The 25546-nt window shown below is 36.6% G+C and carries 32 protein-coding genes, 1 tRNA gene, 1 pseudogene and 1 other annotated feature; of the genes and pseudogenes, 27 read left to right on the forward strand and 7 right to left on the reverse strand.

Annotation, left to right across the window (positions count from 1 at the left end; all coding sequences use genetic code 11):
* Positions 1-54 precede the first annotated feature (54 nt).
* The 4 genes from pta (at position 55) to IGL90_RS03495 (ending at position 2567) form a co-directional block, all read left to right on the forward strand.
* Positions 55-1038 (forward strand): phosphate acetyltransferase, encoded by a 984-nt coding sequence (gene pta, locus IGL90_RS03480; protein ID WP_002355836.1) that lies wholly within the window; start codon positions 55-57, stop codon positions 1036-1038.
* Positions 1039-1179: 141 nt separating this feature from the next.
* A complete protein-coding gene (tsaE, locus tag IGL90_RS03485) occupies positions 1180-1674 on the forward strand; it encodes a tRNA (adenosine(37)-N6)-threonylcarbamoyltransferase complex ATPase subunit type 1 TsaE (protein WP_002387026.1) in 495 nt (164 codons plus the stop codon).
* Positions 1667-2188: a GNAT family N-acetyltransferase gene (locus IGL90_RS03490; protein ID WP_048738175.1), complete on the forward strand. Its 522-nt coding sequence runs from the start codon at positions 1667-1669 to the stop codon at positions 2186-2188. The genes tsaE and IGL90_RS03490 overlap by 8 nt, the downstream gene beginning before the upstream one ends.
* A 169-nt stretch (positions 2189-2357) precedes the next feature.
* The gene (locus IGL90_RS03495; protein ID WP_002355840.1) at positions 2358-2567 is read left to right on the forward strand and encodes a hypothetical protein; all 210 of its coding nucleotides are present in this window, start codon (positions 2358-2360) and stop codon (positions 2565-2567) included.
* Positions 2568-2640: 73 nt separating this feature from the next.
* Here the strand turns inward: IGL90_RS03495 and bopD are convergent, their stop codons facing one another.
* Genes bopD through IGL90_RS03515 form a run of 4 tightly spaced genes read right to left on the reverse strand, consistent with a single transcriptional unit; the run spans position 2641 to position 7627 of the window.
* Positions 2641-3651, reverse strand: coding sequence for a LacI family transcriptional regulator BopD (gene bopD / locus IGL90_RS03500; RefSeq protein WP_048738178.1), 1011 nt, complete (start codon positions 3649-3651; stop codon positions 2641-2643).
* 23 nt (positions 3652-3674) lie between these two features.
* Positions 3675-4682, reverse strand: a complete 1008-nt coding sequence (locus IGL90_RS03505; RefSeq protein WP_002396469.1) for an aldose epimerase family protein — start codon at positions 4680-4682, stop codon at positions 3675-3677.
* Positions 4672-5340, reverse strand: coding sequence for a beta-phosphoglucomutase (gene pgmB / locus IGL90_RS03510; protein WP_002355844.1), 669 nt, complete (start codon positions 5338-5340; stop codon positions 4672-4674). The genes IGL90_RS03505 and pgmB overlap by 11 nt, the downstream gene beginning before the upstream one ends.
* The gene (locus IGL90_RS03515) at positions 5333-7627 is read right to left on the reverse strand and encodes a glycoside hydrolase family 65 protein (protein WP_010707761.1); all 2295 of its coding nucleotides are present in this window, start codon (positions 7625-7627) and stop codon (positions 5333-5335) included. Before IGL90_RS03515 ends, pgmB begins: the two co-directional genes overlap by 8 nt.
* 280 nt (positions 7628-7907) lie before the next feature.
* Between IGL90_RS03515 and IGL90_RS03520 the strand changes: the two genes are divergently transcribed.
* A complete protein-coding gene (locus IGL90_RS03520; RefSeq protein WP_048738179.1) occupies positions 7908-10076 on the forward strand; it encodes a PTS transporter subunit IIBC in 2169 nt (722 codons plus the stop codon).
* Positions 10077-10290: 214 nt separating this feature from the next.
* Complete coding sequence (gene mapP, locus IGL90_RS03525) at positions 10291-11115, forward strand: maltose 6'-phosphate phosphatase (protein ID WP_010777463.1); 825 nt, start codon at positions 10291-10293, stop codon at positions 11113-11115.
* Positions 11116-11174: 59 nt separating this feature from the next.
* On the opposite strand, the gene proC is transcribed toward mapP, so the two are convergent.
* A complete protein-coding gene (gene proC / locus IGL90_RS03530; protein WP_002355848.1) occupies positions 11175-11990 on the reverse strand; it encodes a pyrroline-5-carboxylate reductase in 816 nt (271 codons plus the stop codon).
* Positions 11991-12116: 126 nt separating this feature from the next.
* Here proC and IGL90_RS03535 point away from each other — a divergent pair, with 126 nt between their 5' ends.
* From IGL90_RS03535 to IGL90_RS03605, 15 genes and pseudogenes are all read left to right on the forward strand, one after another.
* A complete protein-coding gene (locus IGL90_RS03535; protein ID WP_048738181.1) occupies positions 12117-13079 on the forward strand; it encodes a helix-turn-helix domain-containing protein in 963 nt (320 codons plus the stop codon).
* Positions 13060-13359, forward strand: a complete 300-nt coding sequence (locus IGL90_RS03540; protein WP_002358867.1) for a hypothetical protein — start codon at positions 13060-13062, stop codon at positions 13357-13359. Before IGL90_RS03535 ends, IGL90_RS03540 begins: the two co-directional genes overlap by 20 nt.
* Positions 13352-13669 carry a nucleotide pyrophosphohydrolase gene (locus IGL90_RS03545; protein ID WP_002403727.1) on the forward strand — a complete coding sequence of 106 codons (318 nt, stop codon included), beginning with the start codon at positions 13352-13354 and terminating at the stop codon, positions 13667-13669. The genes IGL90_RS03540 and IGL90_RS03545 overlap by 8 nt, the downstream gene beginning before the upstream one ends.
* 144 nt (positions 13670-13813) lie before the next feature.
* Positions 13814-14245 carry a VOC family protein gene (locus IGL90_RS03550; protein WP_002355856.1) on the forward strand — a complete coding sequence of 144 codons (432 nt, stop codon included), beginning with the start codon at positions 13814-13816 and terminating at the stop codon, positions 14243-14245.
* A 306-nt stretch (positions 14246-14551) separates the two neighbouring features.
* Positions 14552-14956 carry a hypothetical protein gene (locus tag IGL90_RS03555; RefSeq protein ID WP_048738183.1) on the forward strand — a complete coding sequence of 135 codons (405 nt, stop codon included), beginning with the start codon at positions 14552-14554 and terminating at the stop codon, positions 14954-14956.
* Positions 14949-15230 (forward strand): hypothetical protein, encoded by a 282-nt coding sequence (locus tag IGL90_RS03560; protein ID WP_065420471.1) that lies wholly within the window; start codon positions 14949-14951, stop codon positions 15228-15230. The genes IGL90_RS03555 and IGL90_RS03560 overlap by 8 nt, the downstream gene beginning before the upstream one ends.
* 78 nt (positions 15231-15308) lie before the next feature.
* Positions 15309-15719 (forward strand): hypothetical protein, encoded by a 411-nt coding sequence (locus IGL90_RS03565; RefSeq protein WP_048738186.1) that lies wholly within the window; start codon positions 15309-15311, stop codon positions 15717-15719.
* Complete coding sequence (locus IGL90_RS03570; protein WP_048738188.1) at positions 15712-15996, forward strand: hypothetical protein; 285 nt, start codon at positions 15712-15714, stop codon at positions 15994-15996. Before IGL90_RS03565 ends, IGL90_RS03570 begins: the two co-directional genes overlap by 8 nt.
* Positions 15997-16008: 12 nt before the next feature.
* Entirely contained in the window at positions 16009-16389 is a 381-nt protein-coding gene (locus IGL90_RS03575) for a hypothetical protein (RefSeq protein ID WP_048738191.1), read from the forward strand.
* A 75-nt stretch (positions 16390-16464) separates the two neighbouring features.
* Positions 16465-16648: pseudogene (locus IGL90_RS03580) on the forward strand (hypothetical protein).
* 35 nt (positions 16649-16683) lie between these two features.
* Positions 16684-17079 (forward strand): hypothetical protein, encoded by a 396-nt coding sequence (locus IGL90_RS03585; RefSeq protein ID WP_048738194.1) that lies wholly within the window; start codon positions 16684-16686, stop codon positions 17077-17079.
* Between the two features lie 24 nt (positions 17080-17103).
* Complete coding sequence (locus IGL90_RS03590) at positions 17104-18666, forward strand: cutinase family protein (protein WP_048738197.1); 1563 nt, start codon at positions 17104-17106, stop codon at positions 18664-18666.
* A gap of 19 nt (positions 18667-18685) precedes the next feature.
* On the forward strand, positions 18686-18970 hold the full coding sequence (locus tag IGL90_RS03595; RefSeq protein WP_016617980.1) for a hypothetical protein: 285 nt from the start codon (positions 18686-18688) through the stop codon (positions 18968-18970).
* Between the two features lie 7 nt (positions 18971-18977).
* Entirely contained in the window at positions 18978-19283 is a 306-nt protein-coding gene (locus IGL90_RS03600) for a hypothetical protein (RefSeq protein WP_002388873.1), read from the forward strand.
* Positions 19284-19460: 177 nt separating this feature from the next.
* Entirely contained in the window at positions 19461-20516 is a 1056-nt protein-coding gene (locus tag IGL90_RS03605; protein ID WP_010824482.1) for a lipoprotein, read from the forward strand.
* Positions 20517-21047: 531 nt separating this feature from the next.
* Here IGL90_RS03605 and IGL90_RS03610 read toward each other — a convergent pair.
* A tRNA-Arg gene (locus tag IGL90_RS03610) sits at positions 21048-21121 on the reverse strand.
* 172 nt (positions 21122-21293) lie between these two features.
* Positions 21294-21369: a sequence feature (ribosomal protein L21 leader region), on the forward strand.
* A 19-nt stretch (positions 21370-21388) separates the two neighbouring features.
* On the opposite strand from IGL90_RS03610, the gene rplU reads away from it, so the two are divergent.
* The 4 genes from rplU (at position 21389) to psiE (ending at position 23026) form a co-directional block, all read left to right on the forward strand.
* The gene (gene rplU, locus IGL90_RS03615) at positions 21389-21697 is read left to right on the forward strand and encodes a 50S ribosomal protein L21 (RefSeq protein ID WP_002355866.1); all 309 of its coding nucleotides are present in this window, start codon (positions 21389-21391) and stop codon (positions 21695-21697) included.
* 32 nt (positions 21698-21729) lie between these two features.
* Positions 21730-22074, forward strand: a complete 345-nt coding sequence (locus IGL90_RS03620; protein WP_002355867.1) for a ribosomal-processing cysteine protease Prp — start codon at positions 21730-21732, stop codon at positions 22072-22074.
* 12 nt (positions 22075-22086) lie between these two features.
* On the forward strand, positions 22087-22374 hold the full coding sequence (gene rpmA / locus IGL90_RS03625; protein ID WP_002355868.1) for a 50S ribosomal protein L27: 288 nt from the start codon (positions 22087-22089) through the stop codon (positions 22372-22374).
* 199 nt (positions 22375-22573) lie between these two features.
* Positions 22574-23026 (forward strand): phosphate-starvation-inducible protein PsiE, encoded by a 453-nt coding sequence (psiE, locus tag IGL90_RS03630; RefSeq protein ID WP_002355869.1) that lies wholly within the window; start codon positions 22574-22576, stop codon positions 23024-23026.
* 70 nt (positions 23027-23096) lie between these two features.
* On the opposite strand, the gene IGL90_RS03635 is transcribed toward psiE, so the two are convergent.
* Positions 23097-23912, reverse strand: a complete 816-nt coding sequence (locus IGL90_RS03635; RefSeq protein ID WP_010826901.1) for a metallophosphoesterase — start codon at positions 23910-23912, stop codon at positions 23097-23099.
* A 171-nt stretch (positions 23913-24083) separates the two neighbouring features.
* On the opposite strand from IGL90_RS03635, the gene IGL90_RS03640 reads away from it, so the two are divergent.
* Together IGL90_RS03640 and IGL90_RS03645 are read left to right on the forward strand one after the other, a co-directional pair.
* Entirely contained in the window at positions 24084-25148 is a 1065-nt protein-coding gene (locus tag IGL90_RS03640; RefSeq protein ID WP_002391500.1) for a M24 family metallopeptidase, read from the forward strand.
* Positions 25149-25161: 13 nt separating this feature from the next.
* Positions 25162-25482 carry a MazG nucleotide pyrophosphohydrolase domain-containing protein gene (locus tag IGL90_RS03645; RefSeq protein ID WP_002383393.1) on the forward strand — a complete coding sequence of 107 codons (321 nt, stop codon included), beginning with the start codon at positions 25162-25164 and terminating at the stop codon, positions 25480-25482.
* Positions 25483-25546: the final 64 nt, after the last annotated feature.

Consider the following 25546-nt stretch of genomic DNA (forward strand, 5'->3'; position numbering starts at 1 on the left):
TCATTGAGAATAGTGTATGATGGATTTTGTAAATATAAAACTGGAGGGTTTATCGTGGAATTATTCGATAGCTTAAAATTTAAAGTCGTACGCCGTAATATCAAAATTGTTTTCCCTGAAGCAACAGATCCTAGAATCTTAGGTGCTGCTGCCCGCTTAAAATCTGATGAATTAGTAGAACCAATCTTAATTGGTGATCCAACAGATATCGCAAATGCTGCTATGGCTCGTGGAATCAACACATCAAACTTTATTATTATCAACCCAAATGATTATGAAAAATGGGATGAAATGGTCGAAGCATTTGTTGAACGCCGTAATGGAAAAGCTACTAAAGAAGATGCTGAAAAAATCTTAAAAGATGTCAACTATTTCGGTACTATGTTAACTTACATGGGTATTGCTGATGGTATGGTTAGTGGTGCTATCCACTCAACAGGTGATACAGTTCGTCCTGCGTTACAAATCATTAAAACAAAACCAGGCGTGAGCCGTACAAGTGGTGCTTTCTTAATGATTCGTGGTCGTGACCAAGAAAGATATTTATTCTCAGACTGCGCGATTAACGTGAACCCAACTGCACAAGAATTAGCTGAAATTGCTGTTGATAGTGCCAAAACAGCTGAATTATTTGACATTGAACCAAAAGTTTCATTGTTAAGTTTTTCAACAAAAGGTTCTGCAAAAGCACCAGAAGTAACAAAAGTTGCTGAAGCTACAAAAATTGCGCAAGAATTAGCACCTGAATATGCGATTGATGGTGAATTACAATTTGATGCTTCTTACGTATCTTCTGTCGCACAATTAAAAGCGCCCAACTCAAAAGTGGCTGGAGAAGCAACAGTCTTTGTATTCCCAGATTTACAATCAGGAAATATTGGCTACAAAATTGCTCAACGTTTAGGTAACTTTGAAGCAATTGGCCCAATCTTACAAGGATTGAACAAACCAGTTTCTGACTTATCACGTGGTGCAAACGAAGAAGATGTTTATAAATTATCAATCATTACAGCTGCTCAAACATTAATGAACGACTAATTAACTATGTCGAAGCATGATAAATAAGCAAAGTAGAAGTTGAGGTTCCCAGGACACTTGGGCCTCAACTTTATTTTTTTGAAGCTGCCACTAGTCAACTTATTGAATTTTCGGTATACTTTCATACATAGATTCTTGCAGATGGGAGGTAAAAAAATGAACATTGTCCTGAACAATCCATTGGAAACAGAAGCAATTGCTAAAATCATTGGACAAAAGGCACAAGCTGGTGATGTAATTGTCCTGACTGGTGATTTAGGGGCCGGTAAGACGACAATGACGAAAGGGATTGCTTTAGGATTAGGCATTTCCCAAATGATTAAAAGTCCCACCTATACGATTATCCGAGAATATCCACAAGGACGACTTCCGTTATATCATATGGATGTCTATCGTGTTGAAGAGGGTGCGGATGAATTAGGGTTAGATGAGTATTTTGAAGGAGATGGGCTATCCGTTGTAGAATGGGGCAGCTTGATTGAAGAAGAATTGCCAGAAGATTATTTAGAAATTATTTTAAATAAAGATTCTCAAGAAGCTGACAAGAGAGTTCTTGAATTCCGTGGAACTGGTCCATTGGCAGAAGAAAGAATAGCAGAGATTCTGAAAACGTGGGAGGCTCGCGAATATGACTGAACAAACATTTTCTATTCGAGAAGCAGTGCCTACTGATGCGGATCATTTACTATCTGTGATGTCAAAAATTGGGAGTGAAACGCCCTATTTGGTAATGGATGAGCGAGGAATGGCTATGTCGACAGCAGAATTGGCTGAAAATCTAGCAACACTCTATGAATCGCCAAATAATGTTTTATTGGTGGCATTAGCGGGAGAAGCGATCATTGGGACCGCTTCTGTGTCTGCTTCTTCTAAAAAGCGGATGGAGCATATTGGTGAAATCGGCATTAGTATTTTAAAAGAGTACTGGGGCTATGGACTGGGCAGTATCCTGATGGAAGAACTTATTCGCTGGGCGCATGAAAGTCATGTTATTCGTCGCTTGGAATTAACGGTACAGGATCGTAATCAACGAGCGATTCATGTCTATAAAAAATTAGGGTTTGAAACAGAAGCAATTATGCCTCGGGGCGCCAAAACAGACCAAGGTGAATTTTTAGATGTTCATTTAATGCGTTTGCTGATTGATTAATTATTGGTTAATAATTTTAATTTCTTAAATAATCGAACGATAATCGCATGAAAAAACAAAATTTTCGCAATTATCGTTTGTTTCATATTTATTTTTCTGATATTTTTGTTATAATTATAGAAGAATTTAACGAAAAAATGAAAATTTATTTTGGGAAGGAATGTAAGAAATGGCGAAGGCGACGAAAATGAATGTTAACTATCGAGAGTCGATTTTGGATCGTGCGTATCGTTTAGAGCTAATAAAAAAAGATGAGTATGCAAAACATCAAGAAAAATTATCATTATTAAATGAAAAATTGTCTGACGGGGAACCAGCTCAATTTGATGCAAAAGAAGAAACGTTTTGGAAAAAAATTTCGCAAAAAGTTATTTTATAAAAGTAATACATACGAATAAGAGCGTACACATAGAAAGAAGCGTAAGCAGTTTAACACTGCTTACGCTTCTTTTTTAATGAATAGGAATAACTGTTTCACGCTTAATTAATTTGTGAGGAATAACGAGACGGACACCATTCGTCAATTCTTCGTGGATTAATTCATATAATTTTTTCATCGCCATTCGCCCTAATTCTGACGTGTCGATGTCAATGCTTGTTAGATAAGGATGTGTCAATGTTGAAAAGATTGAGTTGTTAAAACTAATAATGGATAACGTTTCAGGAACTTGATAACCATAGATTTGCGCAAGTTGCATCGTCCGCAAAGCAAAGATATCATCAATCACCACCAACGCCGTGGCATTATTTTGATGAAGAATATCATCGAAAGCCATGTAATCTTCAGGTTTTTCTAACGCAACGCTTGGTAAAACAGTTAATCCTTGCATCATCATTGCTTTTTGATAACCAAAGTAACGTTCAAAGTACAAACTTTCATGCGTTGTATTGGTCACAAATAAAATATTTTTATGGCCGTTTTCAATTAAAAATTCCGTCGCTTGTTTCCCTAATAATTGATTATCATTATCCACGTAAACTATTTCCATTTCATGTTGGTAAGGTTGACCAATTAAAGTAAAGGGAATGTTGTTTTCATATAAGTAATCAATGACGGGGTCCTTACTATCTGAATACACAAGAATAAAACCGTCCACTTGTTTTTGAAGATGCATTCTTTTAACGTTTTCCAATAGTACATCAAAACTTTTGGCAGTTGCAATAGCAGTAGTCATATCATAAAGACGGGCTTCCTCGTTGATGGCTTCCATAATTTCTAAATAAAATGGATTCCCTAACCGTTCTTTCGAATCTAAAGGAGGTAAAATTACGCCAATGGCACTTGAAATTCGTTTACCCAAATTCCGTGCCGTCATATTTGGCACATAGCCTAAGTCATCCATGACTTTTCGCACTTTCTTTTTTGTCGATTCAGAAATACTTGGATGATCGTTAATGACACGCGAAACGGTTGAAGTTGCAACCCCCGCTTTCTTAGCGACATCTTTTACTGTAATTGCCATTTTTGCCACGCCTTTCTTAGTGATTATAGAAGGTTAAATTGATAAACCGTTTGGTAGGTTTGCTTTTTATTAGCTGGTAATAAAATAGAGCCCCACTGAGGATGATGAACAATGTCTGGATACTCTTGTGGTTCAATTGCTAAGCCATAGTTTGAATGCATCGCTTGTCCATTAATAGAAAAAGGAGCCTCAAAACCAGTCGTAGAAAATAATACCATACTTTGGTTCGTTGTTGCTATCGTCATTTTTCTTCCAGAAGTAGGTTCTTGTAAGCATAATTGTGGCTGTCTTAAGTCAGAGCCAACTAAGGAGAAAACATCATCTAACCCAGTTGGATAGCGTTGGAGGATTGTTTCGATAGGTGTCAGTTCATTAAAACGTATGGATAGTTCAGAAGCTGGTAAAATCCGTCCAGTAGGCAGCTTATTATCGTCTAATTCTAACATACCTTGACAGTTCAAAGATAGCAAATGTGACAGAATGTCTAACTTTCCATCGCCAGATAAATTAAAGTAGGCGTGGTTCGTAGGATTAAAAAGTGTTTCCTGTTTACTTCGTCCAGTACTGATCATTCGTAATTGATTATCCTCTAGCTGATAAGTGATGGTGGCCTCAATTGGTCCAGGATAGCCAGAAATGGTGTCGGTTAAATGAAAAGCAACGCCAATGATATCCTTTTTTTCAAAGGGCTCGACTGTCCAATATTGAAAAGACCACCCCTTTGAGCCACCATGGATATGATGACCGTCGCTATTTTGTTCTAATATTCCATTTTGCCAATGGCCATTACGAATACGTCCAGCAACTGGTCCAACAGTGGCGCCAAAAAAGCTTTGATCCTTTAATACATCTTGATACGAATCATACGATAAAAGGATATTTTCCCAATGATTATTTTTGTTTGGCATCAAAAGTTGATGGAGGCGCGCGCCATAATTGAGAAGAACGACTTCTAAAAAGTCGTTCTTCAAAGTAATTTTTTTTAAGTTTGTGTTTGGAATATCGGTTACGGTGATACGATTATCCTTCATGATCAAGCCACACTTTTTTTAAGTAATCAAACGTTAAAGCGCTCGTCTCTGGCACGATGGGCAACCCTTCGCCTAACTCTTCTTTGCGGCCAACGCCAACAGGTTGCGCTCCGCTAGCAAGAATCGCTTGAATCCCAGCTTTTGCATCTTCAATGCCAAGACATTCTGCTGGTGTCAAATCAATTTCTTTCGCAGCTAAAATGAAAATATCTGGAGCGGGTTTGCCTGCCTGAACGTCTGCTGGATTAGCAATGGCATCAAAAAGGGGCGTCAATTGCATTTTTTCTAAAAGGAAAGGCCCATTTTTACTTGCAGAAGCCAAGGCGATTTTAATATTGGCTTCACGTAATTCCGTTAATAGAGAAAGAATTCCTGGGTAGACATCTTCAGGCGTAATCGCTTGGATCATTTCCAAGTAATAATCGTTTTTCCGTTGCGCTAACTGGGCAAATTCTTCAGAAGAAAACGTGCCTTCTTTTTTTCCGTATTTTAACAGTAACTGCAGAGAATCTTCACGGCTTACACCTTTCAATTGTTCGTTGAAAACACGGTCAATGGAAATTCCAATTTCGTTCCCTAATTTTTTCCAAGCGTGGTAATGAAATTCTGCTGTATCAGTAATAACGCCATCTAAATCAAACAAAACGCCTTTAAACATGAACTTCTTCCTTTCTAATCGGTAAAACTAATCGATCTTTTAATGTGTATTTTTGATCGTAAACAGTTAATGGAATTGCAGGGCCGTCGAGTAAAGTGAAGGCCACTTGGTCTGCTGCAACTTCAACAAATAGTAAACGATTCCGATAATTAATGTGGAATGAGTAGGCTGTCCATGTCGCTGGTAAAAAGGGTGCAAATTTTAGTTGTTGATGGTCCGTTTTCATTTGGGCAAAACCTTGAACAATCGCTAGCCAACTACCAGTCATTGAGGTAATGTGTAAGCCATCTTCTGTATCATTATTGTAATTATCTAAGTCAAGGCGCGCTGTTCGTTGATACATTTCCACTGCTTTTTCTTCCATACCTAATTCAGCAGCTAACACAGCATGAATGCTTGGTGAAAGGGAAGATTCATGGACAGTCATTGGTTCGTAAAAATTAAAGTTCCGGCGTTTTTCTTCTAAAGAAAAGGCGTCATTGAAGAAATAAATTCCTTGAAGAACATCGGCTTGTTTAATGAAACAAGACCGCAAAATTTTATCCCATGACCAATGTTGATTTAAAGGCAGCTCACTAAGTGGTAAATCAGAAACAGGCATTAAATCTTTATCTAAGAAAGTGTCATGTTGTACAAAAATGCCTAATTCATTATCCACTGGGAAGTACATATTTTCTACAATGTCTGCCCATTTAGCTAATTCGTCGTCTGCAATTTTGAGCGTTGTTTCTTCTTGGAATTTTAAATAAGACTCACGGGTGTAACGTAGAACCCACGCAGCGATGGTATTGGTATACCAGTTATTATTGATATTATTTTCATATTCATTTGGCCCCGTTACGCCATGAATCATATATTGTTTATGACGTTGGGAGAAGTGGACCCGATCTGCCCAAAAACGAGCGATTGCTACAAGTACTTCTAGACCAGCATCTTTGAGATAGTCTTCGTCTCCTGTATAGTTGACATAATTATAAATCGCATAAGCAATCGCACCATTTCTGTGAATCTCTTCAAAAGTGATTTCCCACTCATTATGACATTCGACACCAGTAAAAGTAACCATTGGGTAAAGCGCACCCTTTAACCCTTGTTGTTGGGCATTATGAATGGCTTGAGGCAATTGATTGTGGCGATATTTCAGTAGATTTTTAGTAACTTCGGGCTTAGCCAACGCCAAGTAAAGTGGGACAGCATATGCTTCGGTATCCCAGTATGTGGCACCGCCATATTTTTCGCCAGTAAAGCCTTTTGGTCCGATGTTTAAACGATCGTCTTCTCCATAGTAGGTTGAGAAAAGTTGGAACAGATTAAAACGGATGCCTTGTTGGGCTTCGTCATCTCCTTCAATAACAACATCAGCTAATTGCCAACGTTTTGCCCAAGCGGCAGCTTGCCCAGCTTTTGCTTCAGGGTACAAGGTAGTCATTTCTGCAAATAATTCGTTTACTCGTGTGATTTGTTGCGTTTCTGGCACATCACGACTGGTAACGACAAGCACTTCTTTTGTGATGGCGGTCGTTTCGCCTTCGTTTAAAGACACTGTCAATTCTGCGGTTAAGGCCAAGGGCTGTTGTGTATATGTAGGCACAACAGAGGCTCCATCGATGAAATGGCGCATGCCTGCAGTCACTGTAAAACGCTCTATTTCAAAGTTGTTAGGAATGGTCTTAGTCGTAACAAAACCAAGTGTTTCTTGTGTTTCAATAGCTATTTCTTCCCAAAAATGTTCTTCATAATTGCTGTCTTCATTTTGAACATCGCCATCCAATTTTGAGTGAAGAGTGATTGTGCCTGTACCTTCCAGCATTTCAATTGTTAAGTGGATGTAAGCTGCTTCTTTTTTTTCTAAGCTTAAAAAACGTTCAAAAGAGAAGCGCACTTTGTTCTTCGGTGTTTGGATGGTGAATTGCCGAGAAAGGACCCCATTTTGCATGTCTAATTCTAAAGAAAAATCTTCGTAAGGTGTAGTGGCTAAATCAATTGTTTGTCCATCAATTTGTAAGTCCATTGCGATGAAATTAATTGCGTTAATCACTTTACCAAAATATTCAGGATAACCATTTTTCCACCAACCAACACGTGTTTTGTCTGGATACCAAACACCTGCTAAATAGGTTCCTTGATGGTGGTCGCCAGAATAGTGTTCTTCAAAATTTCCCCGCATCCCCATATAGCCGTTGCCAATGCTTGTTAATGATTCTTGTAAACGTAAATTTTCTTTATCTAAGTGTGTAGTACGGATTTTCCAAGGATCAATTTGGAATAAACGTTTGATTTGTTTCATGAGAATCCCCCTCAGTGATTTTATTGATAGGTCTATCATAAACGCAACCGATTGCATTAGTCAATAGTCAATGCTTAAAAAGTGTAATCTTATGAATAAAAGCTGAAACAAAGGTAGGTTAGAAGGAGCTTTATTTGCTTTATTAAAAGACAAAATAAAAAAGGATTAAGTAGTAGGGAGTTGTTTTCCACAATATTTTTGAAATTAAAGCATTTACAAAAAGGAAACAGGAGTATATAATGGCAACATAACGAAACCGATTGCGTAAGGAGTGGCAGGAATGAAAAAAATGTTTAGTTTTGAGTTTTGGCAAAAATTCGGGAAAGCTTTAATGGTCGTTGTGGCAGTAATGCCCGCAGCGGGTTTAATGATTAGTATTGGGAAATCGCTTCCTTTAATCGATCCTAATTTAGGCTTGTTAGTAACAACAGGCGGAGTTCTAGAGAGTATCGGTTGGGCAATTATTGGCAACTTACATTTACTATTTGCGTTAGCAATAGGTGGCAGTTGGGCCAAAGATCGTGCAGGTGGAGCATTTGCAGCGGGGATTTCTTTTGTTTTAATCAACCGTATTACTGGAGCCATTTTTGGTGTAACAAATGAAATGTTGGCAGATGAACAAGCTTTCACGCATACCTTATTTGGCACGAAGATTATGGTGAAGGGGTTCTTTACAAGTGTCTTAGAAGCCCCGGCATTAAATATGGGTGTTTTTGTAGGGATTATTGCTGGTTTTGTCGGTGCGATGGCTTACAACAAGTATTACAATTATCGGAAATTGCCAGATGCGCTATCATTTTTTAATGGTAAACGGTTTGTCCCATTTGTCGTTATTTTATGGTCAACAATTGTCTCAATTGCATTAGCACTTATTTGGCCAAATATTCAAGCGGGAATTAATAATTTTGGGTTATGGATTGCGCAATCTCAAGACAGTGCACCTATTTTAGCGCCATTCTTATATGGAACGTTGGAACGTTTGTTATTACCTTTTGGGTTACATCATATGTTGACGATTCCAATCAACTATACACAATTAGGTGGAACGTATGAAATTTTATCTGGCGCACAAGCTGGAACCCAAGTCTTTGGTCAAGATCCTTTATGGTTGGCTTGGGCAACAGACTTAGTGAATCTTAAAGGCGCTGGTGATATGAGCAAGTATCAGTTTGTCTTAGAAAATTGGACACCAGCTCGATTCAAAGTAGGCCAAATGATTGGTTCTTCAGGGATTTTAATGGGGATGGCTTTGGCGATGTATCGTAATGTCGATGCAGATAAAAAAGCTAAATATAAATCAATGTATTTTTCTGCTGCTTTAGCTGTTTTCTTAACTGGTGTGACAGAGCCGCTAGAATTCATGTTTATGTTTGCTGCAGTGCCGCTTTATGTGATTTATTCCGTGATCCAAGGTGCTGCTTTTGCAATGGCTGATATTTTACCATTGCGTGTGCATTCGTTTGGAAATATTGAATTGTTAACAAGAACACCGCTAGCAATAAAAGCTGGTTTAGGTGGCGATTTAATCAATTTTGTTTTAATGGTCATCATTTTTGGTGTTGTCACTTATTTCTTAGCCAATTTCTTAATTAAAAAATTCAATTACGCAACACCTGGAAGAAATGGAAACTACGACAATGATAACGGCGAAGAAATCGCATCTGGCGCGGCTGGTTCAGGCGTCGTCGATCAGCAAATCGCGCAAATTGTCTACTTACTTGGTGGTAAACAAAATATCAAAGAAGTTGATGCGTGTATGACACGCTTACGTGTCAGTGTAAAGGATCGAGAAAAAGTCGGTTCGGAAGAGGCGTGGAAAGGGGCAGGCGCAATGGGCTTGATTGTGAAAGATAATGGCGTTCAAGCCGTTTATGGACCAAAAGCTGATGTTTTAAAATCCGATATTGAAGATTTACTAGCTTCCGGCGTTGACATTCCAGAACCAGATATAGCAGAAAGTACAGCAGGAGTGCCAACAACGAATTTCTTAGGTAAGAAAAAAGATTTCGTGGCTGTAGCGACAGGGGAAGTTATTCCAATGGCGCAAGTCAATGATCCTGTCTTTTCACAAAAAATGATGGGGGATGGATTTGCAGTTAAGCCGCTAGAAGGAGAGGTGGTGGCACCAATTTCGGGGAAAGTTCTAAGTGTTTTCCCAAGCAAACATGCGATTGGGCTACAAACAGAAGAAGGTATCGAAGTACTTGTCCATATGGGGATTGATACAGTCGAAATGGCAACACCTGCTTTTGAATCTTTTGTTAAAGAAGGACAATCATTGAAAGCTGGGACGAAACTAGCTAAAATGAATTTGGATGTGATTGAACAAGCTGGCAAAGAAACAACGATTATTGTCGCCTTTACAAACAGCGACAAAGTGGAACAAGTAGTTATTAATCAACTAGGAACCACCACTGCGGGAACTGTGATCGGACAGATTGAAATTTAAATGATTAGGTATGAGGTCGGGACAGAACCGTTTAACTCCGAGAAATAAGAAGGAATTTCCGGAAATTGCTTTTTAATTTTTGGATAATTTCGGCTTATTTCCGAAGGAGTTGGTTCTGTTCCCGCCGTTTATCAGGTTTTGCGCGTGAAGCAAAAATCCAAAGTGATTTTTGTCCCACTCACAGACCTAATAACATGTAAGAGAAGGGGAAAAGATGAATCTTTTAACAATCAATACTCATAGCTGGTTAGAAGAAGAACCATTAAAAAAATTAGAGGAGATTGCCAAGGTGATTTTATCTTCTGAAAGTGAAATAATTGCCTTACAAGAAGTGAATCAGAAAGTCGCTTCCAAGAAAGTGCCGTTAGAACAGTTAACTACTTTTTGTCCCGTGGCGACCCAAACACCGGTCCATGAAGATAATTTTGCATATCTAATCGTTCAATATCTAGCTGAAAAAGGCCAACACTATTATTGGAGTTGGGAAATGAGCCACATTGGTTACGCTATTTATGAAGAAGGGAACGCACTACTTTCGAAATGTCTGTTGACTAGTGAAGCTCTCCTTATTTCAGAAAGCCAAGAACCAACGAATTATCGAACAAGAAAAATCTTAGTAGCGGAGACAGAGAGTTCAAAAGGTACGCTTACTGTTGTCTCTGGTCACTTTTCTTGGTGGGAAACACCCTGTACAGGTTTTGCCTATGAATGGCTACAATTAGAGAAATACTTAGCGACGGGGCAACAACCGTTAGTCATTTTAGGCGATTTAAACAACCCAGCTGGTACAACTGGCTATCAATTAGTGGAAAATAGTTACTTGCCGATTCAAGATGCATTTGTGGTAGCGGAAGAGACAAGCGGTGAAGCGACAGTAGAGAAAAAAATAGATGGCTGGGAAGAAAATGAAGCAGCCTTGCGGATTGACTACGCATTTGTTCCAAAACAGTGGCACGTACGAAAATATGAAGTAATTTTTGATGGTAGGAAAACACCGATAGTCAGTGATCATTTTGGCTTACTCATTCAACTAAAATAAGAAAAAGCGCTGAATTTTCAGCGCTTTTTCTTATTTATTCGCTCATGTAATTATTCTTATCAGTCTTGTTTGGCTAATTCTTGATCCCGAAGGATGGTGGCCTCAATCCCTTTGATGACTGTTGAAATAAACGCATTGTTTTCTAATTCGACAATCCCAGCAACCGTGGTTCCACCAGGAGAACTGACTTGGTCGATTAAAGTCCAAGGATTCTCTGTGCTATTTGCCAAAGTTTGAGCGCTGCCTAGTACAGCTTGTGTGGCAATTTCTAAGGCTAACTCTTTGTTCATACCATTTTTAACGGCTGCTCGGGCAATCGAATCAATAAATAAGAAAGCATACGCAGGAGTGCTACCTGCAATAGCAGTAAAAATCGAAAAATACTGTTCCTCTAATTCCCAAGCTTGGCCAACTGCTCGAAACAACGATAAAACAGTCTGGATGTCTTCAGGGGATGCAAAAGCGTTACCACAGACAGCTGCTGCACCCGCGCCAATCAATGCATTCATATTGGGCATCACACGAACGAGACGAAGCGGTTGGGTAGTCTCAAACAGTTGATACAATTCTGCAATAGTCGTACCCGCTGCAATGGAAACAATTAACGGTTGCTTGTCTAAAATTGCTTCTTTTGCTTCAAGTAAAGCTGCTTGAACGAATTGCGGTTTCACCGCTAAAATAACTAAGTCAGCTACTGCAATGGCTTCTTGTGGTGAAGCAACCGCGTGTGCACCAATTTCTTGTGCAAAAGCGGCGGTTTTTTCGACTTGAATATCATAAAAATAAAGGTTTTCTGCGGCAATAAATTGCTTTTTTAGCGCACCTTTGGCAATAGCGGATGCCATATTTCCAGCACCGATAAAACTAATTTTCATAAAAAATTCCTCCTAAAAACTGTTGAATCTCTTTTTTCGTGTTACCATGTATCTAGTATAGAAGGAAACGCCAAAGAAAAAAATAGAGGGAGTAAAGTAAAAAGTGTTGGATTATGAGGTGATTAATTGGCAAGCAAAGAAGAGCAATATGCAGCATTTTATCAGTTTTTAGAGACCTTAGATTGTTATTTAACCACTACCAATGCTCTTGAGAATGAAGTAGCGCAATTTAAGGAAAATCCACATCGAGAAATTGCGGGCTTTATGCTGGCATCTTCGGAAACCATTGACGTTCCGAAAGGATTTATTCGGATGCTCTATTGTTTAGAGCAAGATGGCAATGCTTATTTGGATCAACAAAGGTGTTCGTTTTCGGCTGGCCAAGTCATGATTGTCAATGAGGCCACCTCGGTTAGCTATCAGGGGCAAGGAATGTCTATGATTATATTTTATTTTAAAAAGCACTATTTTCTTGATACGCTCTTAAATCAGCTGGCGGAAGAACCAGTCATGTATCGTTTTTTTACAGAAATTGCTAGCAGTGAATTTGAAAACATTCCTCGATATTTCGTTTTTGCCAGCCCGCCAAATTCGGATGTTCACGTCTATTCGCTATTATTACTGAAACAAATTGTGAAAATGGCCTATTTTAATAATAAAGTGACCAAAGCGGCCTTTGTTTTGCTAGTGGTGGAACTAGGTCAACTGCCTAGAGAAGCTTTAAAGATGCAAGATAATTATTTGTCGAATCATCAACGTGTTGAGGTGATTTTAGCGTATATTGAGCAACAGATTGCGCATGTCACTTTAGCAGAAGTCGCCGCTAAATTTCATTTTCATCCGAATTACTTATCGAATTTTTTAAAAGAAAAAACAAACAAAACGTTTACGGAAATTGTCTTAGCCTACCGAATCCAATTGGCGAAAAACTACTTGAAGCAAACAGATTTATCGATTCAAACGATTGTTGAACGAATCGGCTATCAAGACAAAGCTTTTTTTTATAAACGTTTTAAAGAAGAAATGGGCATGACCCCAAAACAATATCGACAGAAAGAAGGAATGGCAGATGTACGAAGAAGTCTTTGAAGAATTTCAGTTAACTGTAGTAGAATTACCAATCGAATTTGTTGATGATTTGCCTGTCTATCGCGGACACTTAAAAGAATTAACGTTTCTTTCAGCGGAAGCCTCTTCACGAAAAAAACTTTACCAACAGCTTTTACAGGCTTATTTGTTATATAGAGAAGAGAATCAAGCAGTTGTTGAAGAGGAAGAAATAACTTCCTCGTTATTGTCTACAGAGCAGTTATTAAAATACTATGATGGTGAAACGTTCGATGGGTTTCAGTTGCCATCAAATGAATAAGAAAGCAGGAGAACAGATGGATACAATGGCAAAAATTAATCAATTTCGAGATGAAAGAAATTGGCGCCCCCACCATAATGAAAAAGATTTGGCGCTCTCAATTTGTTTAGAAGCAGCAGAATTGTTAGAACTTTTTCAATGGAAAACAGCAGAAGAAGGCATCAAACAAGAAGAACGAATCAAAGAAGAATTGGCTGATGTTCTCATTTACTCCTACATGATGGCTGATAATTTAGGGTTTGATTTGGACGAAATTATCGAAGAAAAGTTGAAGAAAAATGCGGTGAAATATCCAGTGCCAGAAAAATAAGTGTTGAAACAAATGAATCGAAGAACTTCTAAAAAAGAATAACGAAGTGGAAAATAGCCAGTATTAAGAAATTCTGAAGGGTTTGCGGAAAACAGAAATAAAAAGTAGCTTTCTGCTGCAAAAAATTTTAAGGAGGAACAATCAATGATTACAGGCACAGAAATTGATTTTATTGTTAGTGATAGTTTAAAGGCATTAGCTTTATATAAAGAAATCTTTGAGGTTCATGTAGTTGAAGCGACAAAGTATCCTGTTGGAAGGAATGAAGTAGTGTTTAACTTATATGATACTCGGTTCCATATGTTAGATGCTAATGAAGAATTTGGTTTAAAAGCACCAGATTCAGAACATCCCAATACAATTTGGTTCAATATCACGGTAGCAGATATTGTGCAAACTCATAAAAAAGCCTTAGCAAATAAGTGCATTGAGATGCAACCAGTTACAGAAATGATGGAAGGAGCTATTCAAAATTCGTTATTTGTTGATCCATTTGGTTACATGTGGATGGTACATCAAATTAACCAAGAACTAAATTTTGAAGAGCGAACAGAAATTTTAGAAAAAGAAATGTAGTAAGGAGTGGTGCTCAGAGATGAGTACCACTTTTTTTATTTTACAATAGAAGTAAAATACCAATGATCCTGTAGTGATCAACAAGACAGTAAAAAATTGGAGATAGAAAGTCAGTGTGTCATAGAAATACAGCATTATTCTCTAATAATTACTCTAACGTAAAAAAAATTGAGAAAATGCCAGATTGATTTTTGATAAACTGTAAACAAAGAAAAACAGGCTGTAAAAATCTTGATAAATCAATGGAATGAAAGGAGAAAGCGAAAGATTAATTCTTGTATGTAGATACAAAGGGAGACTAAATGAATGAAAAACAAAAAGCGGATAAAATTTGGTATCTTAATCGCAACAATAATAGCAATAGCCATAATCGGCACGATTGGAGTGAAAAAAATGAACGAACCAACAGAAAAAGAAAGACAAATTGCTTTTTTGAAAGAGCATGAAGAAGAAATGACGGAGTATGTAAAATCTCAAAATTCAAAGATTTACAGTGTTAAATATGATTGGGAAAGTGTAGAGGTTGGAACTATTGGTAACGGAACACCTATAGGAGCTGGAAAAATACTCACGATTGATGGAAAATTCAATAGTATTTATGATTCTAGCTTTTATTTACAATTTAAATTTGATAAATCTACTAAATTACCAAGTATTAAAAGTATGACAAGTTATAATTCTTTTAGGATAGGAGGAATGTTGTATGAATAATTTAGAAAACTTTAATTGTATCTATGCAAGTTTATCTGAGAGTTCTTATAATGGTAGACCTAACGCTTTTCCAAAATATCAAAATAGCAAGGAAAAAGAAGAATTTAATTACTCTTTAGATGTAATTGATGAAAAAGGAGATAGAACTAAAGGAGGTCAAAATCTCCCAAATAGTGGAATTGTCTACCTCCAACCCGACAACACTGTAAAAACAATCAAAGAAAAAAACTGGGTAGGTAGGGAAAAGGTTTATAAAAAAGGATTATCAACATAGGAAAAGTCAATCAAAAACAATCAAAATAGAAAAAACCACATAGCAACTCTTCCCCATACATAATAAGGAGGTGAAAAATTGAAAAATAAAAAGCGAATAAAATTTGGTATCTTAATCGCAACAATAACAGCAATAGCCATAATCGGCACGATTGGAGTGAAGAAGATGAATGAACCAACAGAAAAAGAAAAACAAATTGCTTTTTTGAAGGAGCATGAAGAAGAAATGACGGAGTATATTAAAGGGAGAAATCCGAAAAGTAATATAAATATTATCAAGTATGATTGGAAATCATTTCGGATAGAAGATAGTGGCGCTTTCACTAGAAACATGTATATAGTGGATATTGAGCTATATGACCTAGCTAACAATGAAATAGACGGGGGAACAATTCAAATTTTACCAAACAATATACAAAGACCTACTGAAATGGAAGAAATAGCAACCAATAATTTTGACGAGGCATTGGAGGGATTAGAAAATGAATAGTTTAGACAGTCCATATAAAATTTATGCTGATTTAGCACAAAGTTCATATCATAATCGAAAAAATAGTGTGGGAGTTAGATACAACTTTGTAAATGGTATGACAAAAAAACAAAAAAGAGTTTTAGAAAAAGATAAAGCTATTCCATTCCATTTTCCCAACGCCAAAGACGCCCATGGAAATGATGCTAGCACAGTCTATCTCCAACCCGACAACACTGTAAAAACAATTCAAATCGAAAAAATAAATCACATAGAAACTCTTCCTCATACATATTAAGGAGGTGAAAAAGTGAAAAATAGAAAGCGAATAAAAATTGGTATCTTAATCGCAGTAATATCAGTAGCCATAATCGGCACGATTGGAGTGAAAAAAATGAACGAACCAACAGAAAAAGAAAAACAAATTGCTTTTTTGAAAAAGCATGAAGAAGAGATGACGGAGTATGTAAAGTATGACAGTGAACATGTACTTTTAAAAAAATATGATGTTAAAGAAGTTACGTATAATTGGCAATCAGTGATTGAAGTTCAAAGTATGGCTTTTAGCCCAAAAACTATAGCTGTTGAAGTATCTATTTTTGATGGTACTGGTAAAAAATTAGATGGGTTTGAAATATATGTGCTTCCAGATAATGTAAAAAATCCGACTGAGATAAAAAATATTGCATAGTTAAGGAGATGAAATTTAACGGCAAATTTAGAAAAGTATACTAATATTTATGCTGATTTAGCTCAAGGAGCATAAATCGGTCGAAAAGAAGGGTTGATGTTTGCTAAATTGACAAGTTCAAAAAGAAGATCTTAAGCTAAATGAACATGCTACATTCCATTTCCCCAACGCCAAAGACGCCTATGGAAATGATGCTAGCACGGTCTATCTCCAACCTGATAATACTGTAAAAACAATTCAAATCGGAAAAAGCATATAGAAACTCTTTTCTATACATAATAAGGAGGTGAAAAAGTGAAAAATAGAAAGCAAATAAAATTTGGTATCTTAATCGCAGTAATATCAGTAGCCATAATTGGAATGATTGGAGTGAAAAAAATGAACGAACCAACAGAAAAAGAAAAACAAATTGCTTTTTTGAAGGAGCACGAGGAGGAAATGACGGAGTACATTAAATCTCAGGAATTCTATATTACTTCAGAAAATAAAAAAGTACAACCTGAAGTGAAAAAAGTGAGTTTTGACTATGAAAACTACAGTACGTATCAACGAGATGCAGGTGGAATTCCTTATGAAGTTTATACGATTGATATTACTGGTTTGTATAATGATACAGAAATCTTTGAACTGTTAATTGATGTTGACTCATTAAAGAAGCCGACAAAAATATTAAATTTTGAAAGATACTAAATATTTAAGTAAGGAGTGACAACAATGGCTAATTTAAAGGAATATTTTAATATCTATGCCGATTTAGCTCAAGGAGCTTATAATGGAAGACCTCAAAAATACTCTTTTCCTCATGACCGATTAACACCTGAAAAGAAAAAAGAAATAGAAACCAAAAAGCATGCTACATTCCATTTTCCCAACGCCAAAGACGCCCACGGAAATGACGCCAGTACTGTCTATCTCCAACCCGACAACGCTATAAAAACAATCAAAGAAAAAAACTGGGTAGGCAGGGAAAAGGTTTATAAAAAAGGGTTATTAACAGATGAGAAAGCTGGCTATAATTCTTATTATGTAACAGATACGCCGACCTTGAGTCCAAAAACGCAGCATACATATTTTGCCACTCGCGGTAGTGACGGCGTTTCAATGGACGTGAAAAAAGGTTGGTCAGGGAATAATTTGAATGACTGGGTCAATAATAATGGTTCCTTTACGTTATTTAATGCCTATTTGCCTCAAGCAAAATTAGCCAATGAAGCCATGCATCAAAAGATAATGGATATGAGTGTTAAAGCCCCAAATGCGACTATGTCGATTACAGGTCATTCTTTAGGAACCATGATTTCTATTCAAGCGGTGGCCAATCTCCCCCAAGCAGATCTCGCTAAAATTGATAAAGTAGTATTGTTTCAAGGGCCTGATGCGCGAGAAAGCATTAATAAAATGTCTCAACAAGCTCAGGAAAATCTTCAACAATTAGAAGAACAAGGGAAAATCGATTATTATGTGAATGCGTTTGATATTGTCTCCATGTTGAATCGAAATAAAAAAGGGGTAGATGAAATTGGTCGGGTGCATTATCTATTACCGAAAACGTTCACCACTACTTTTGATCTGACGGACAAATACGGTTCTAGTCATGATTTTGGTCAGTATCAATTAAATCCTGATGGTACGCCCAAAGAAGCCAATCTAAAGGAACATGGCTATATTTTTGCAGCAGGAGTAAAAGTTTCCAAACTTATTGATAAATATTTAGGGAAAATCATGGATGCTTCAGGTGAATCCTTAGCTAAAAACAGTCTCCAATTTTTGTTAAGTCTGCTATCTGAAGAAAATCGCCAGAAAATCATCAAAGAATATGAAAAAATCATTCACGAAGCAAAAATTGCCAGCCAATGGCAAGGGAAAGTGAGTCGTATTCAGAAAAGTTTAGCCAGTGCTTCAGGTAGTCAAAAGATTGAATTACGTAGTGAATTAGCAGAACTAGTTGCAAAACAAGCGCAGCAAGCTGGAAAAGAATACGAACTACTTGTGAAAAATATCCTCCAAGAAGCAGAAGATGAAGTCCAGACAGTTTCAAAGGAAATTCGTGAAAGTGCAATGAATATCCGACAGTATCTATCCTATGCAGAAGTCCAAGCAATGATTGCTCCTTACGAAAAAAGTCGTCTTTGGGATAGCGCTGAAGCAACAAATACTAGCAACCAAGCCAAGCAATACAAGCAAAAATTAACTGATTTTAGCGGAAAATTAACAACTGTTGCTAAAAATATTCAAGCATACGATCAACAAGCAAGAAGTAGTTTATTTCAAAAATAATAAATGAAAGGGTTTTCCTATGGATGAAAGAGAATTTCAAGAAAAATTAGAAATAGAACAAAAAGCTCGTGAACGAGTAGCAATCCAGACAGTAATTACTGCTAAAAAAACACGAATTGCTACAACCAAACAAAACACAACCGCAAGTTTGACAGAACTTTCAGAAGCCATGTTTCAACAAACAAATAGCGCCCTACCTAATGCCTTGAACGGAGCTTTGCAGGGGAAAAGTGCAGAATCAGCAGGAAAATTTTTAAAAGGAAGCCAGAGACCAAATTTAAAAACACCTGTCAAGGGAGAGTGACCGACAAATGGATGAACAGCGAAGAAAACGGCAATATTTAGAAGAACAATATTATGAAGAAAAAAATAAAATTCACCGCCAACAAGAAGTGCTGAGTAATCAATTAGTAAACTTTAGAAGAGAAACTGGACAATTGGTAGATAAAGTCAATTATTTAACGAAAAATGATCAATGGCACAAACAGCAATTTTACCATGCAATGGAACAAAGTGATCATCTGATACGTCAAGAAGGAAATCGTTATAGACAACAATTAGAGGAAAAAGAACGTGAATGGACGAGAACATATCGAAAAGAATTGGATAAACTCTAAAAAGAATAATGACAGAATTGCCTTTAAAGGTGATTCTGTCTTTGTTTATATCTTTGGATAAATAACAAACAGACATAATCATTTATCTGTCTGATTTTTTGAATAATCAGTTGCTTTTACAATTTAATATTTATATATTTGATAGGGTATAATTATTTTTAGATTGGGGAATAAATAATGAAAAAGTTAATTTTATTTTTAGGGAGTCTTTTTTTATTAAGTGGATGTGGTTCCGCTAAAGATTTAACAGAGTATGTGGATGTAGAATTTATGGGGATGGATACTCAAGGAACAGCTACTTATACTATTGATACAGAAAAATTAAATAAGGATGTTTTCAAGTATGATTCAGAGTCCGATTTTTTAGATGAAAAAGAACAGGAAGAAATGTCTGATTTTTATAATTCTTTTAAAATTAAGCTTGATAAAACAGATAAGCTATCTAATGGCGATAAAGTGAAAGTCATAGCTAAAGTTAATGAAAAGAAAACGAAAAAAATAAAATCTGGTGAAAAAGAAGTTGTAGTCGAGGGACTTGAAGAGCCACAAAAATTAACATCAGAGGATGTAGAAAAACACTTAGTAATTAATTTTAATGGTGTAAGCGGACGAGGTGTGGCACAAATTGATAACACATTTGATTCGCCACTAAATACTATAACATTTACGATTGAAAATGATGGTAAACTGAAAAATGGTGACAAAGCTAAAATTGAGAAAACAAAGGAATTAGAAGAAGCGCTGAGTAGTGAAGGATATGTACTTGATAAGAAGTTTGCCCCTGAATTTGAAGTTAAAGGATTAGCAAAGGTTGCTGAAGAAGCAACAGACATTGCCAACTTAGAAGACATTAAACGGATGATTGATGAAGAAGTCAAAAGACAATACAAAGACTCTGAATATTTTTCTAAATATGAAATAACATTAAACAAATTAATGTATCGTCAATTTGCTAAAGAAAATTCAGATGAGGATAACGGTTGGTACTCTAGTTCTAATACAGATGGTAATCTAATTGGCATCTATACTATAAAAGAGTATTCTACAGGAACGGATAGCAAGTTAAGAGATACCTTCACAGCAATTATTGGATATTCTGATATTGTTTTAAATGATAAAAATGAAGTGAATGTAGCAGAAATGGAAAAAATTTCTACGACAAAAGATGATACGTATTCATTAGAATCAGTTATTAAACTTTATGAAGGATACGGTTATACGGAAGTCAAATAGTCGAAGTCGTTAACTTAGTAGTGAATCGTGATAGAAGAACCTGATTTCAGGTTCTTCTATTTTCATGTTTCTTCTTATCCACTAAATACCAAACGATATGATTAAAAAAATTAATGAATTAGAAAAGCTGCGTATAAATGGAATAATTACCGAGGAAGAGTTTGTGAAAGCAAAATTAAAAATAATCTTAGTATGTTTCATGTGAATAGTTTGAAGGATTGACTCGTTGAGCTAAAAAAAGAGAGGAAAAATTAGGAGAGAGTATCCGCCTTCGTTAGGAATGACCAATTGAGCTAAACAATCATTATTAAAGATAAAATTGCTCAACGTCAAGCTACTAAAAGCATTTAAAAGTACAAAATAATCACTATACAGAAAAATTAAATAATGTTAATATGGTCCAAAACGTGAGGGATACTCGTTCTCAGTTCGAATCCTAGTTCGTCTTCACTATAACAAAAAACATACAAAAAAACCTACCAAAATAGCTGAAAAAAGCTTTTTTGGTAGGTTTCAATACTGAACCCTTTACGTCACAGGAGGGATTCGAACCCCCGACCGTCCGCTTAGAAGGCGGATGCTCTATCCTGCTGAGCTACTATGACAATAGTTGTAACACAACAAAGCTAATTATAATGGAAGTAGTGTTAGAAAGTCAATCGGAAATTTAAATAACAGAAGAAGTTTTTTTGGAGAGAGAAAGTGAAGAAAATAGAGAGTTTATATTGACGAGGTTTTCTGGTTCTGTTATTATAGTTAGTGTTGTAATTGTGGTCTCCACAGCTACAACCGCACAGAACAAGTTTTTAAGCATGAGTAATCATCACTTGGGATGGCGAGTCTAAGTCTAGAAGAAGGAGGTGCTGTATAGCATGTACGCAATTATCAAAACTGGTGGTAAACAAGTGAAAGTTGAAGTAGGTCAAGCAATCTACGTTGAAAAATTAAACGTTGAGGCTGGCGAGAAAGTTGTTTTTGACGAAGTTATCTTAGTAGGTGGCGAATCTACAAAAGTTGGTGCGCCAACTGTTGCAGGCGCAACTGTTGAAGGAACTGTTGAAAAACACGGCAAACAAAAGAAAGTCGTGACTTTCCAATACAAACCTAAAAAACACTCTCACCGTAAACAAGGTCACCGTCAACCGTATACAAAAGTTATGATCGAAGCAATCAACGCTTAATCTCTCTTGTTGACAGGAAAGAAGGCCTATCAATGATTAAAGGTTCTTTTAAACGAACAGGCTCCGGCCGAATCGTTTCATTCGAATTAACCGGGCATGCTGAAGCAGGTCCTTATGGCAGCGATGTGGTTTGCGCGGCAGTTTCTGCCTTAGCAATTAGCACAGTCAATGGGATTGATGCCTTAGCAGGTTTTGAACCGATTGTGGAAGTTGACGATGTAGAAGGTGGCTACCTTTATGTCGAGATGTTAACAACTGTCAATCAGGAACAAAAAAATATTGCCCAAATTCTATTAGAAAATCTTTTATTAGGTTTACAATCAATAGAGAACGAAAATACTGAATTTATTCAAATAAAAACAATCACTGAGAAATAGGAGGTGCAGACTATGTTATTGACTATGAATTTACAATTATTTGCCCATAAAAAAGGTGGCGGTTCTACATCAAACGGCCGTGACTCTGAATCTAAACGATTAGGCGCTAAAAGTGCTGATGGCCAAACAGTTACAGGTGGTTCAATTTTATACCGTCAACGCGGAACTAAAATTTATCCAGGTGTGAACGTTGGAATCGGTGGCGACGATACGTTATTTGCAAAAGTTGACGGTGTGGTACGTTTCGAACGTAAAGGCCGCGACAAAAAACAAGTATCAGTTTATCCAGTAGCTAACTAATACGATTAAACAGCTGAATCTGCGGATTCAGCTTTTTTTGTCTTGCATAAAGGGTTAGCCGGAAAATAAAGAAACATCTCAAAATAAAAAAAATCTCACATTGGGTTTAACTGCTTGTCTGACAAGGTTAATTGATGATATATTTAATGTAATAACAAGCATGTTATAAAATAATTGAGTCAAAAGAAAGAAGGGTATTATGCAGAAGAATTTTAGTGTAGTAAAGAAGTACGTGAATTTGATTTTGGATATTGTATTAGGGATTTTAGGAGTTTTCTTATTAGTATTTATGGCTAGTTATTTAGTTGACCTCGCTACATATCTCATGAAGCCAATGACGCCGGATAATTTTTCAGTTATCATGCAAGAAATTATTTCATTCTTTATGTTATTTGAGTTTATTATGATGATTCTTCGCTATATTCAAGAAGGACACCATATTCCGATTCGTTATTTGATTTTAATTTGTTTAACCGCAATTTTACGTCAATTAATGGTTGCACATGGCGATGGCTTGCAGACTTTATTGTTATCTTTATCAATTCTTTTACTAGTGGTTGTGCTATTTATTCTCGGGTTAAATGGCAGCAAATTTTATACGCTAGGAAAAGCGAAAGTAGAAGAAGATCACGAGCAAGATTTTCATCATTAATCGAACATAATCAAAGACCGTCCAACGTGAGAATTTTTCTCTAACGTGGGGCGGTCTTTTTAATGCATAGTTAAATAGTTAACTCAATCAGTTCAATTGTTGGTAAGACACCAAAGCGTGCGCTGATTTTAGTGGTTCCGATTCCTGGGTGAACAATTAGCGGCGTTTCATCTTCTAAATGATAAAGCCCATGTGTATATTTTTTAGCAAGCTGATTTTTGTAAGTGAAAAAAGGCAAGCGAATCTGTCCGCCGTGACTATGTCCTGCTAAAATGAGGTCAATGTTTTTGTTGACTGCTGAGTCTGCGACATCTGGCTCATGGGTTAGTAGCAGAGTGGGCGTTCCAGTAGGGCGGTTGACTAAAGCTGCAGCTAAGTCGGTTTGTCCATATAACGAATCTTCTAAACCAGCGACGTACAAGGAGATGTGGTGTGAGACAGGCAGTAATTTGCCCGTGTTTTTTAGTACGGTAAAGTCGGCAGCTTCTAAGATTGTTTCGTAAAAATTGGTATCTAACCCGCTATACTCGTGGTTGCCATAAATAGCGAATTTGCCATATGGGGCGTTAATTTTACGGAAAAGTTGACTCACTTCATCCTGAATTTCGATACCGAAACGGGCATAATCATCAAATAAGTCTCCTGTAAAAACGACTATGTCTGGTTGTAATGTATTTGTTTTTTCAACAATCTGTTTTAAGGCTTTCACAGAATAATTCTTTTTTAAATGAATATCAGAGAGTTGAACAATCCGTAAGGTTTTCCCTGATTCTGTTACTTTAATTTGATTTTTGTGTATGACTAAGCAGTTAGGTTCAATAAAAAAACTATAGCTTAAAATGCCGATAATAATGAAAAATAGTGCCAGAAATAAATAAACGTTCATAATTTCCTCCTTGAAGTCGCTAAATTAGTTTACTACAAAAGTGTTAAGCAAAAAATAAGGAAAGGTAAAATTTTCAGTAAACTTTCTCGATGAAGTTTTTTGGTGATTCATGCTTTTCTGAAGTAAATTTGCTATAATGAAAAATGAGAAAAAAGAAAGAAGGTCGAACCAATGATGGCAAGAGTCGAAAAGCTACGGGAGTTAATGAAAGAAAATAATTTACAAGGATTTTTAGTGACAAGTCCGTATAATTTACGTTATTTAACCAATTTTACTGGGACAACAGGCTTGGCAATGATTACATTAGATAAAGCTTTTTTTGTAACGGATTTTCGTTATACGGAACAAGCTGCGGAACAAGCAACTGGTTTTACTATCGTTAAAAACACAGGACATATTTTTGACGAAGTAGCAGATTTAGCTGAACGTTTGCAATTAGATAATTTAGCTTTTGAAGAAACGCAAGTTAGTTTCGCTGATTATAGCTTATTGGAAGAAATTTTACCATGTGAATTAGTTCCTGTAATGGGTTTGATTGAAGAATTAAGAGAAGTGAAAGATGAAGAAGAAGTAGCGATTATTGAAAAAGCGTGTGCCATCGCGGATCAAGGATTTGCCTTTGTCTTAGAGATGATTAAACCTGGAATGACAGAGATTGAAGTGGCTAATCAATTAGATTTCTTCATGCGTTCAAAAGGAGCCAGTGGTGTTTCTTTTGAGACAATTGTGGCCAGCGGTCTACGTTCAGCGATGCCACATGGCGTTGCTAGCCATAAAGTCATCGAAAAAGGTGAGTTAATCACTTTAGATTTCGGTTGTTATTATGAAGGCTATGTTTCTGATATGACACGGACATTCGCTATTGGTAGTATTCAGCCAAAACTAAAAGAAATTTATGACATTGTTTTAGAAGCACAATTAAAAGTGTTAGCAGAAGCTAAACCTGGGTTGACGGGCATTCAATTAGATGCGATTGCACGGGATCATATTGCTTCCTATGGCTATGGCGATGCGTTTGGCCACAGTACTGGTCATGGCATTGGATTAGAAATTCATGAAGGACCAAATGTTTCATTCCGAGCAGATAAACAATTTGTACCAGGGAATGTGATTACGGACGAACCTGGAATTTATTTGCCAGGAATTGGTGGCGTGCGTATTGAGGACGATTTATTAATTACTGCTGAAGGTAATCGTGTATTAACACATGCGCCAAAAGAATTAATCATTTTATAAAGGTTGGGAGAACATGGATATCCAAGAGTATCAGCGGTTTATTAGCGAGTTTTATAAAAAACGTAACTGGTATCAATATGATCCGTTTATTCGTTCCAACTTTTTAACAGAAGAAGTCGGCGAAGTTTGTCGAGCCATTCGGACAATTGAAATTGGCCGTGATCGACCGGATGAAACAGTTTTGGCGGATGAAGAGAATCTGGAAAACTTAACGGAAGAGTTAGGCGATGTGTTGGATAATTTATTTATTTTAGCGGATAAATATGACATCTCTTTAGAAATGATTATGCAAAAGCATCGGACGAAACTAATGGAACGTTATCCTGAAGAATAAAGACGTAAAAATAAGAAAGCCAAAATTACTTGGTCTTTCTTATTTTTACGTCTAAAGGCTTGAA

Source organism: Enterococcus sp. DIV1307a (assembly GCF_050537425.1).
Lineage (GTDB): Bacteria > Bacillota > Bacilli > Lactobacillales > Enterococcaceae > Enterococcus > Enterococcus faecalis.

Bases quoted from the DNA above. Each gene is read 5' to 3' on its own strand.
- tsaE (WP_002387026.1), top strand. From the start codon at position 1,180: ATGGGAGGTAAAAAAATGAACATTGTCCTGAACAATCCATTGGAAACA.
- IGL90_RS03490 (WP_048738175.1), top strand. From the start codon at position 1,667: ATGACTGAACAAACATTTTCTATTCGAGAAGCAGTGCCTACTGATGCG.
- IGL90_RS03495 (WP_002355840.1), top strand. From the start codon at position 2,358: ATGGCGAAGGCGACGAAAATGAATGTTAACTATCGAGAGTCGATTTTG.
- bopD (WP_048738178.1), bottom strand. From the start codon at position 3,651: ATGGCAATTACAGTAAAAGATGTCGCTAAGAAAGCGGGGGTTGCAACT.
- IGL90_RS03505 (WP_002396469.1), bottom strand. From the start codon at position 4,682: ATGAAGGATAATCGTATCACCGTAACCGATATTCCAAACACAAACTTA.
- pgmB (WP_002355844.1), bottom strand. From the start codon at position 5,340: ATGTTTAAAGGCGTTTTGTTTGATTTAGATGGCGTTATTACTGATACA.
- IGL90_RS03515 (WP_010707761.1), bottom strand. From the start codon at position 7,627: ATGAAACAAATCAAACGTTTATTCCAAATTGATCCTTGGAAAATCCGT.
- IGL90_RS03520 (WP_048738179.1), top strand. From the start codon at position 7,908: ATGAAAAAAATGTTTAGTTTTGAGTTTTGGCAAAAATTCGGGAAAGCT.
- mapP (WP_010777463.1), top strand. From the start codon at position 10,291: ATGAATCTTTTAACAATCAATACTCATAGCTGGTTAGAAGAAGAACCA.
- proC (WP_002355848.1), bottom strand. From the start codon at position 11,990: ATGAAAATTAGTTTTATCGGTGCTGGAAATATGGCATCCGCTATTGCC.
- IGL90_RS03540 (WP_002358867.1), top strand. From the start codon at position 13,060: ATGTACGAAGAAGTCTTTGAAGAATTTCAGTTAACTGTAGTAGAATTA.
- IGL90_RS03545 (WP_002403727.1), top strand. From the start codon at position 13,352: ATGAATAAGAAAGCAGGAGAACAGATGGATACAATGGCAAAAATTAAT.
- IGL90_RS03550 (WP_002355856.1), top strand. From the start codon at position 13,814: ATGATTACAGGCACAGAAATTGATTTTATTGTTAGTGATAGTTTAAAG.
- IGL90_RS03555 (WP_048738183.1), top strand. From the start codon at position 14,552: ATGAAAAACAAAAAGCGGATAAAATTTGGTATCTTAATCGCAACAATA.
- IGL90_RS03560 (WP_065420471.1), top strand. From the start codon at position 14,949: ATGAATAATTTAGAAAACTTTAATTGTATCTATGCAAGTTTATCTGAG.
- IGL90_RS03570 (WP_048738188.1), top strand. From the start codon at position 15,712: ATGAATAGTTTAGACAGTCCATATAAAATTTATGCTGATTTAGCACAA.
- IGL90_RS03590 (WP_048738197.1), top strand. From the start codon at position 17,104: ATGGCTAATTTAAAGGAATATTTTAATATCTATGCCGATTTAGCTCAA.
- IGL90_RS03595 (WP_016617980.1), top strand. From the start codon at position 18,686: ATGGATGAAAGAGAATTTCAAGAAAAATTAGAAATAGAACAAAAAGCT.
- IGL90_RS03600 (WP_002388873.1), top strand. From the start codon at position 18,978: ATGGATGAACAGCGAAGAAAACGGCAATATTTAGAAGAACAATATTAT.
- IGL90_RS03605 (WP_010824482.1), top strand. From the start codon at position 19,461: ATGAAAAAGTTAATTTTATTTTTAGGGAGTCTTTTTTTATTAAGTGGA.
- rplU (WP_002355866.1), top strand. From the start codon at position 21,389: ATGTACGCAATTATCAAAACTGGTGGTAAACAAGTGAAAGTTGAAGTA.
- IGL90_RS03620 (WP_002355867.1), top strand. From the start codon at position 21,730: ATGATTAAAGGTTCTTTTAAACGAACAGGCTCCGGCCGAATCGTTTCA.
- rpmA (WP_002355868.1), top strand. From the start codon at position 22,087: ATGTTATTGACTATGAATTTACAATTATTTGCCCATAAAAAAGGTGGC.
- psiE (WP_002355869.1), top strand. From the start codon at position 22,574: ATGCAGAAGAATTTTAGTGTAGTAAAGAAGTACGTGAATTTGATTTTG.
- IGL90_RS03635 (WP_010826901.1), bottom strand. From the start codon at position 23,912: ATGAACGTTTATTTATTTCTGGCACTATTTTTCATTATTATCGGCATT.
- IGL90_RS03640 (WP_002391500.1), top strand. From the start codon at position 24,084: ATGATGGCAAGAGTCGAAAAGCTACGGGAGTTAATGAAAGAAAATAAT.
- IGL90_RS03645 (WP_002383393.1), top strand. From the start codon at position 25,162: ATGGATATCCAAGAGTATCAGCGGTTTATTAGCGAGTTTTATAAAAAA.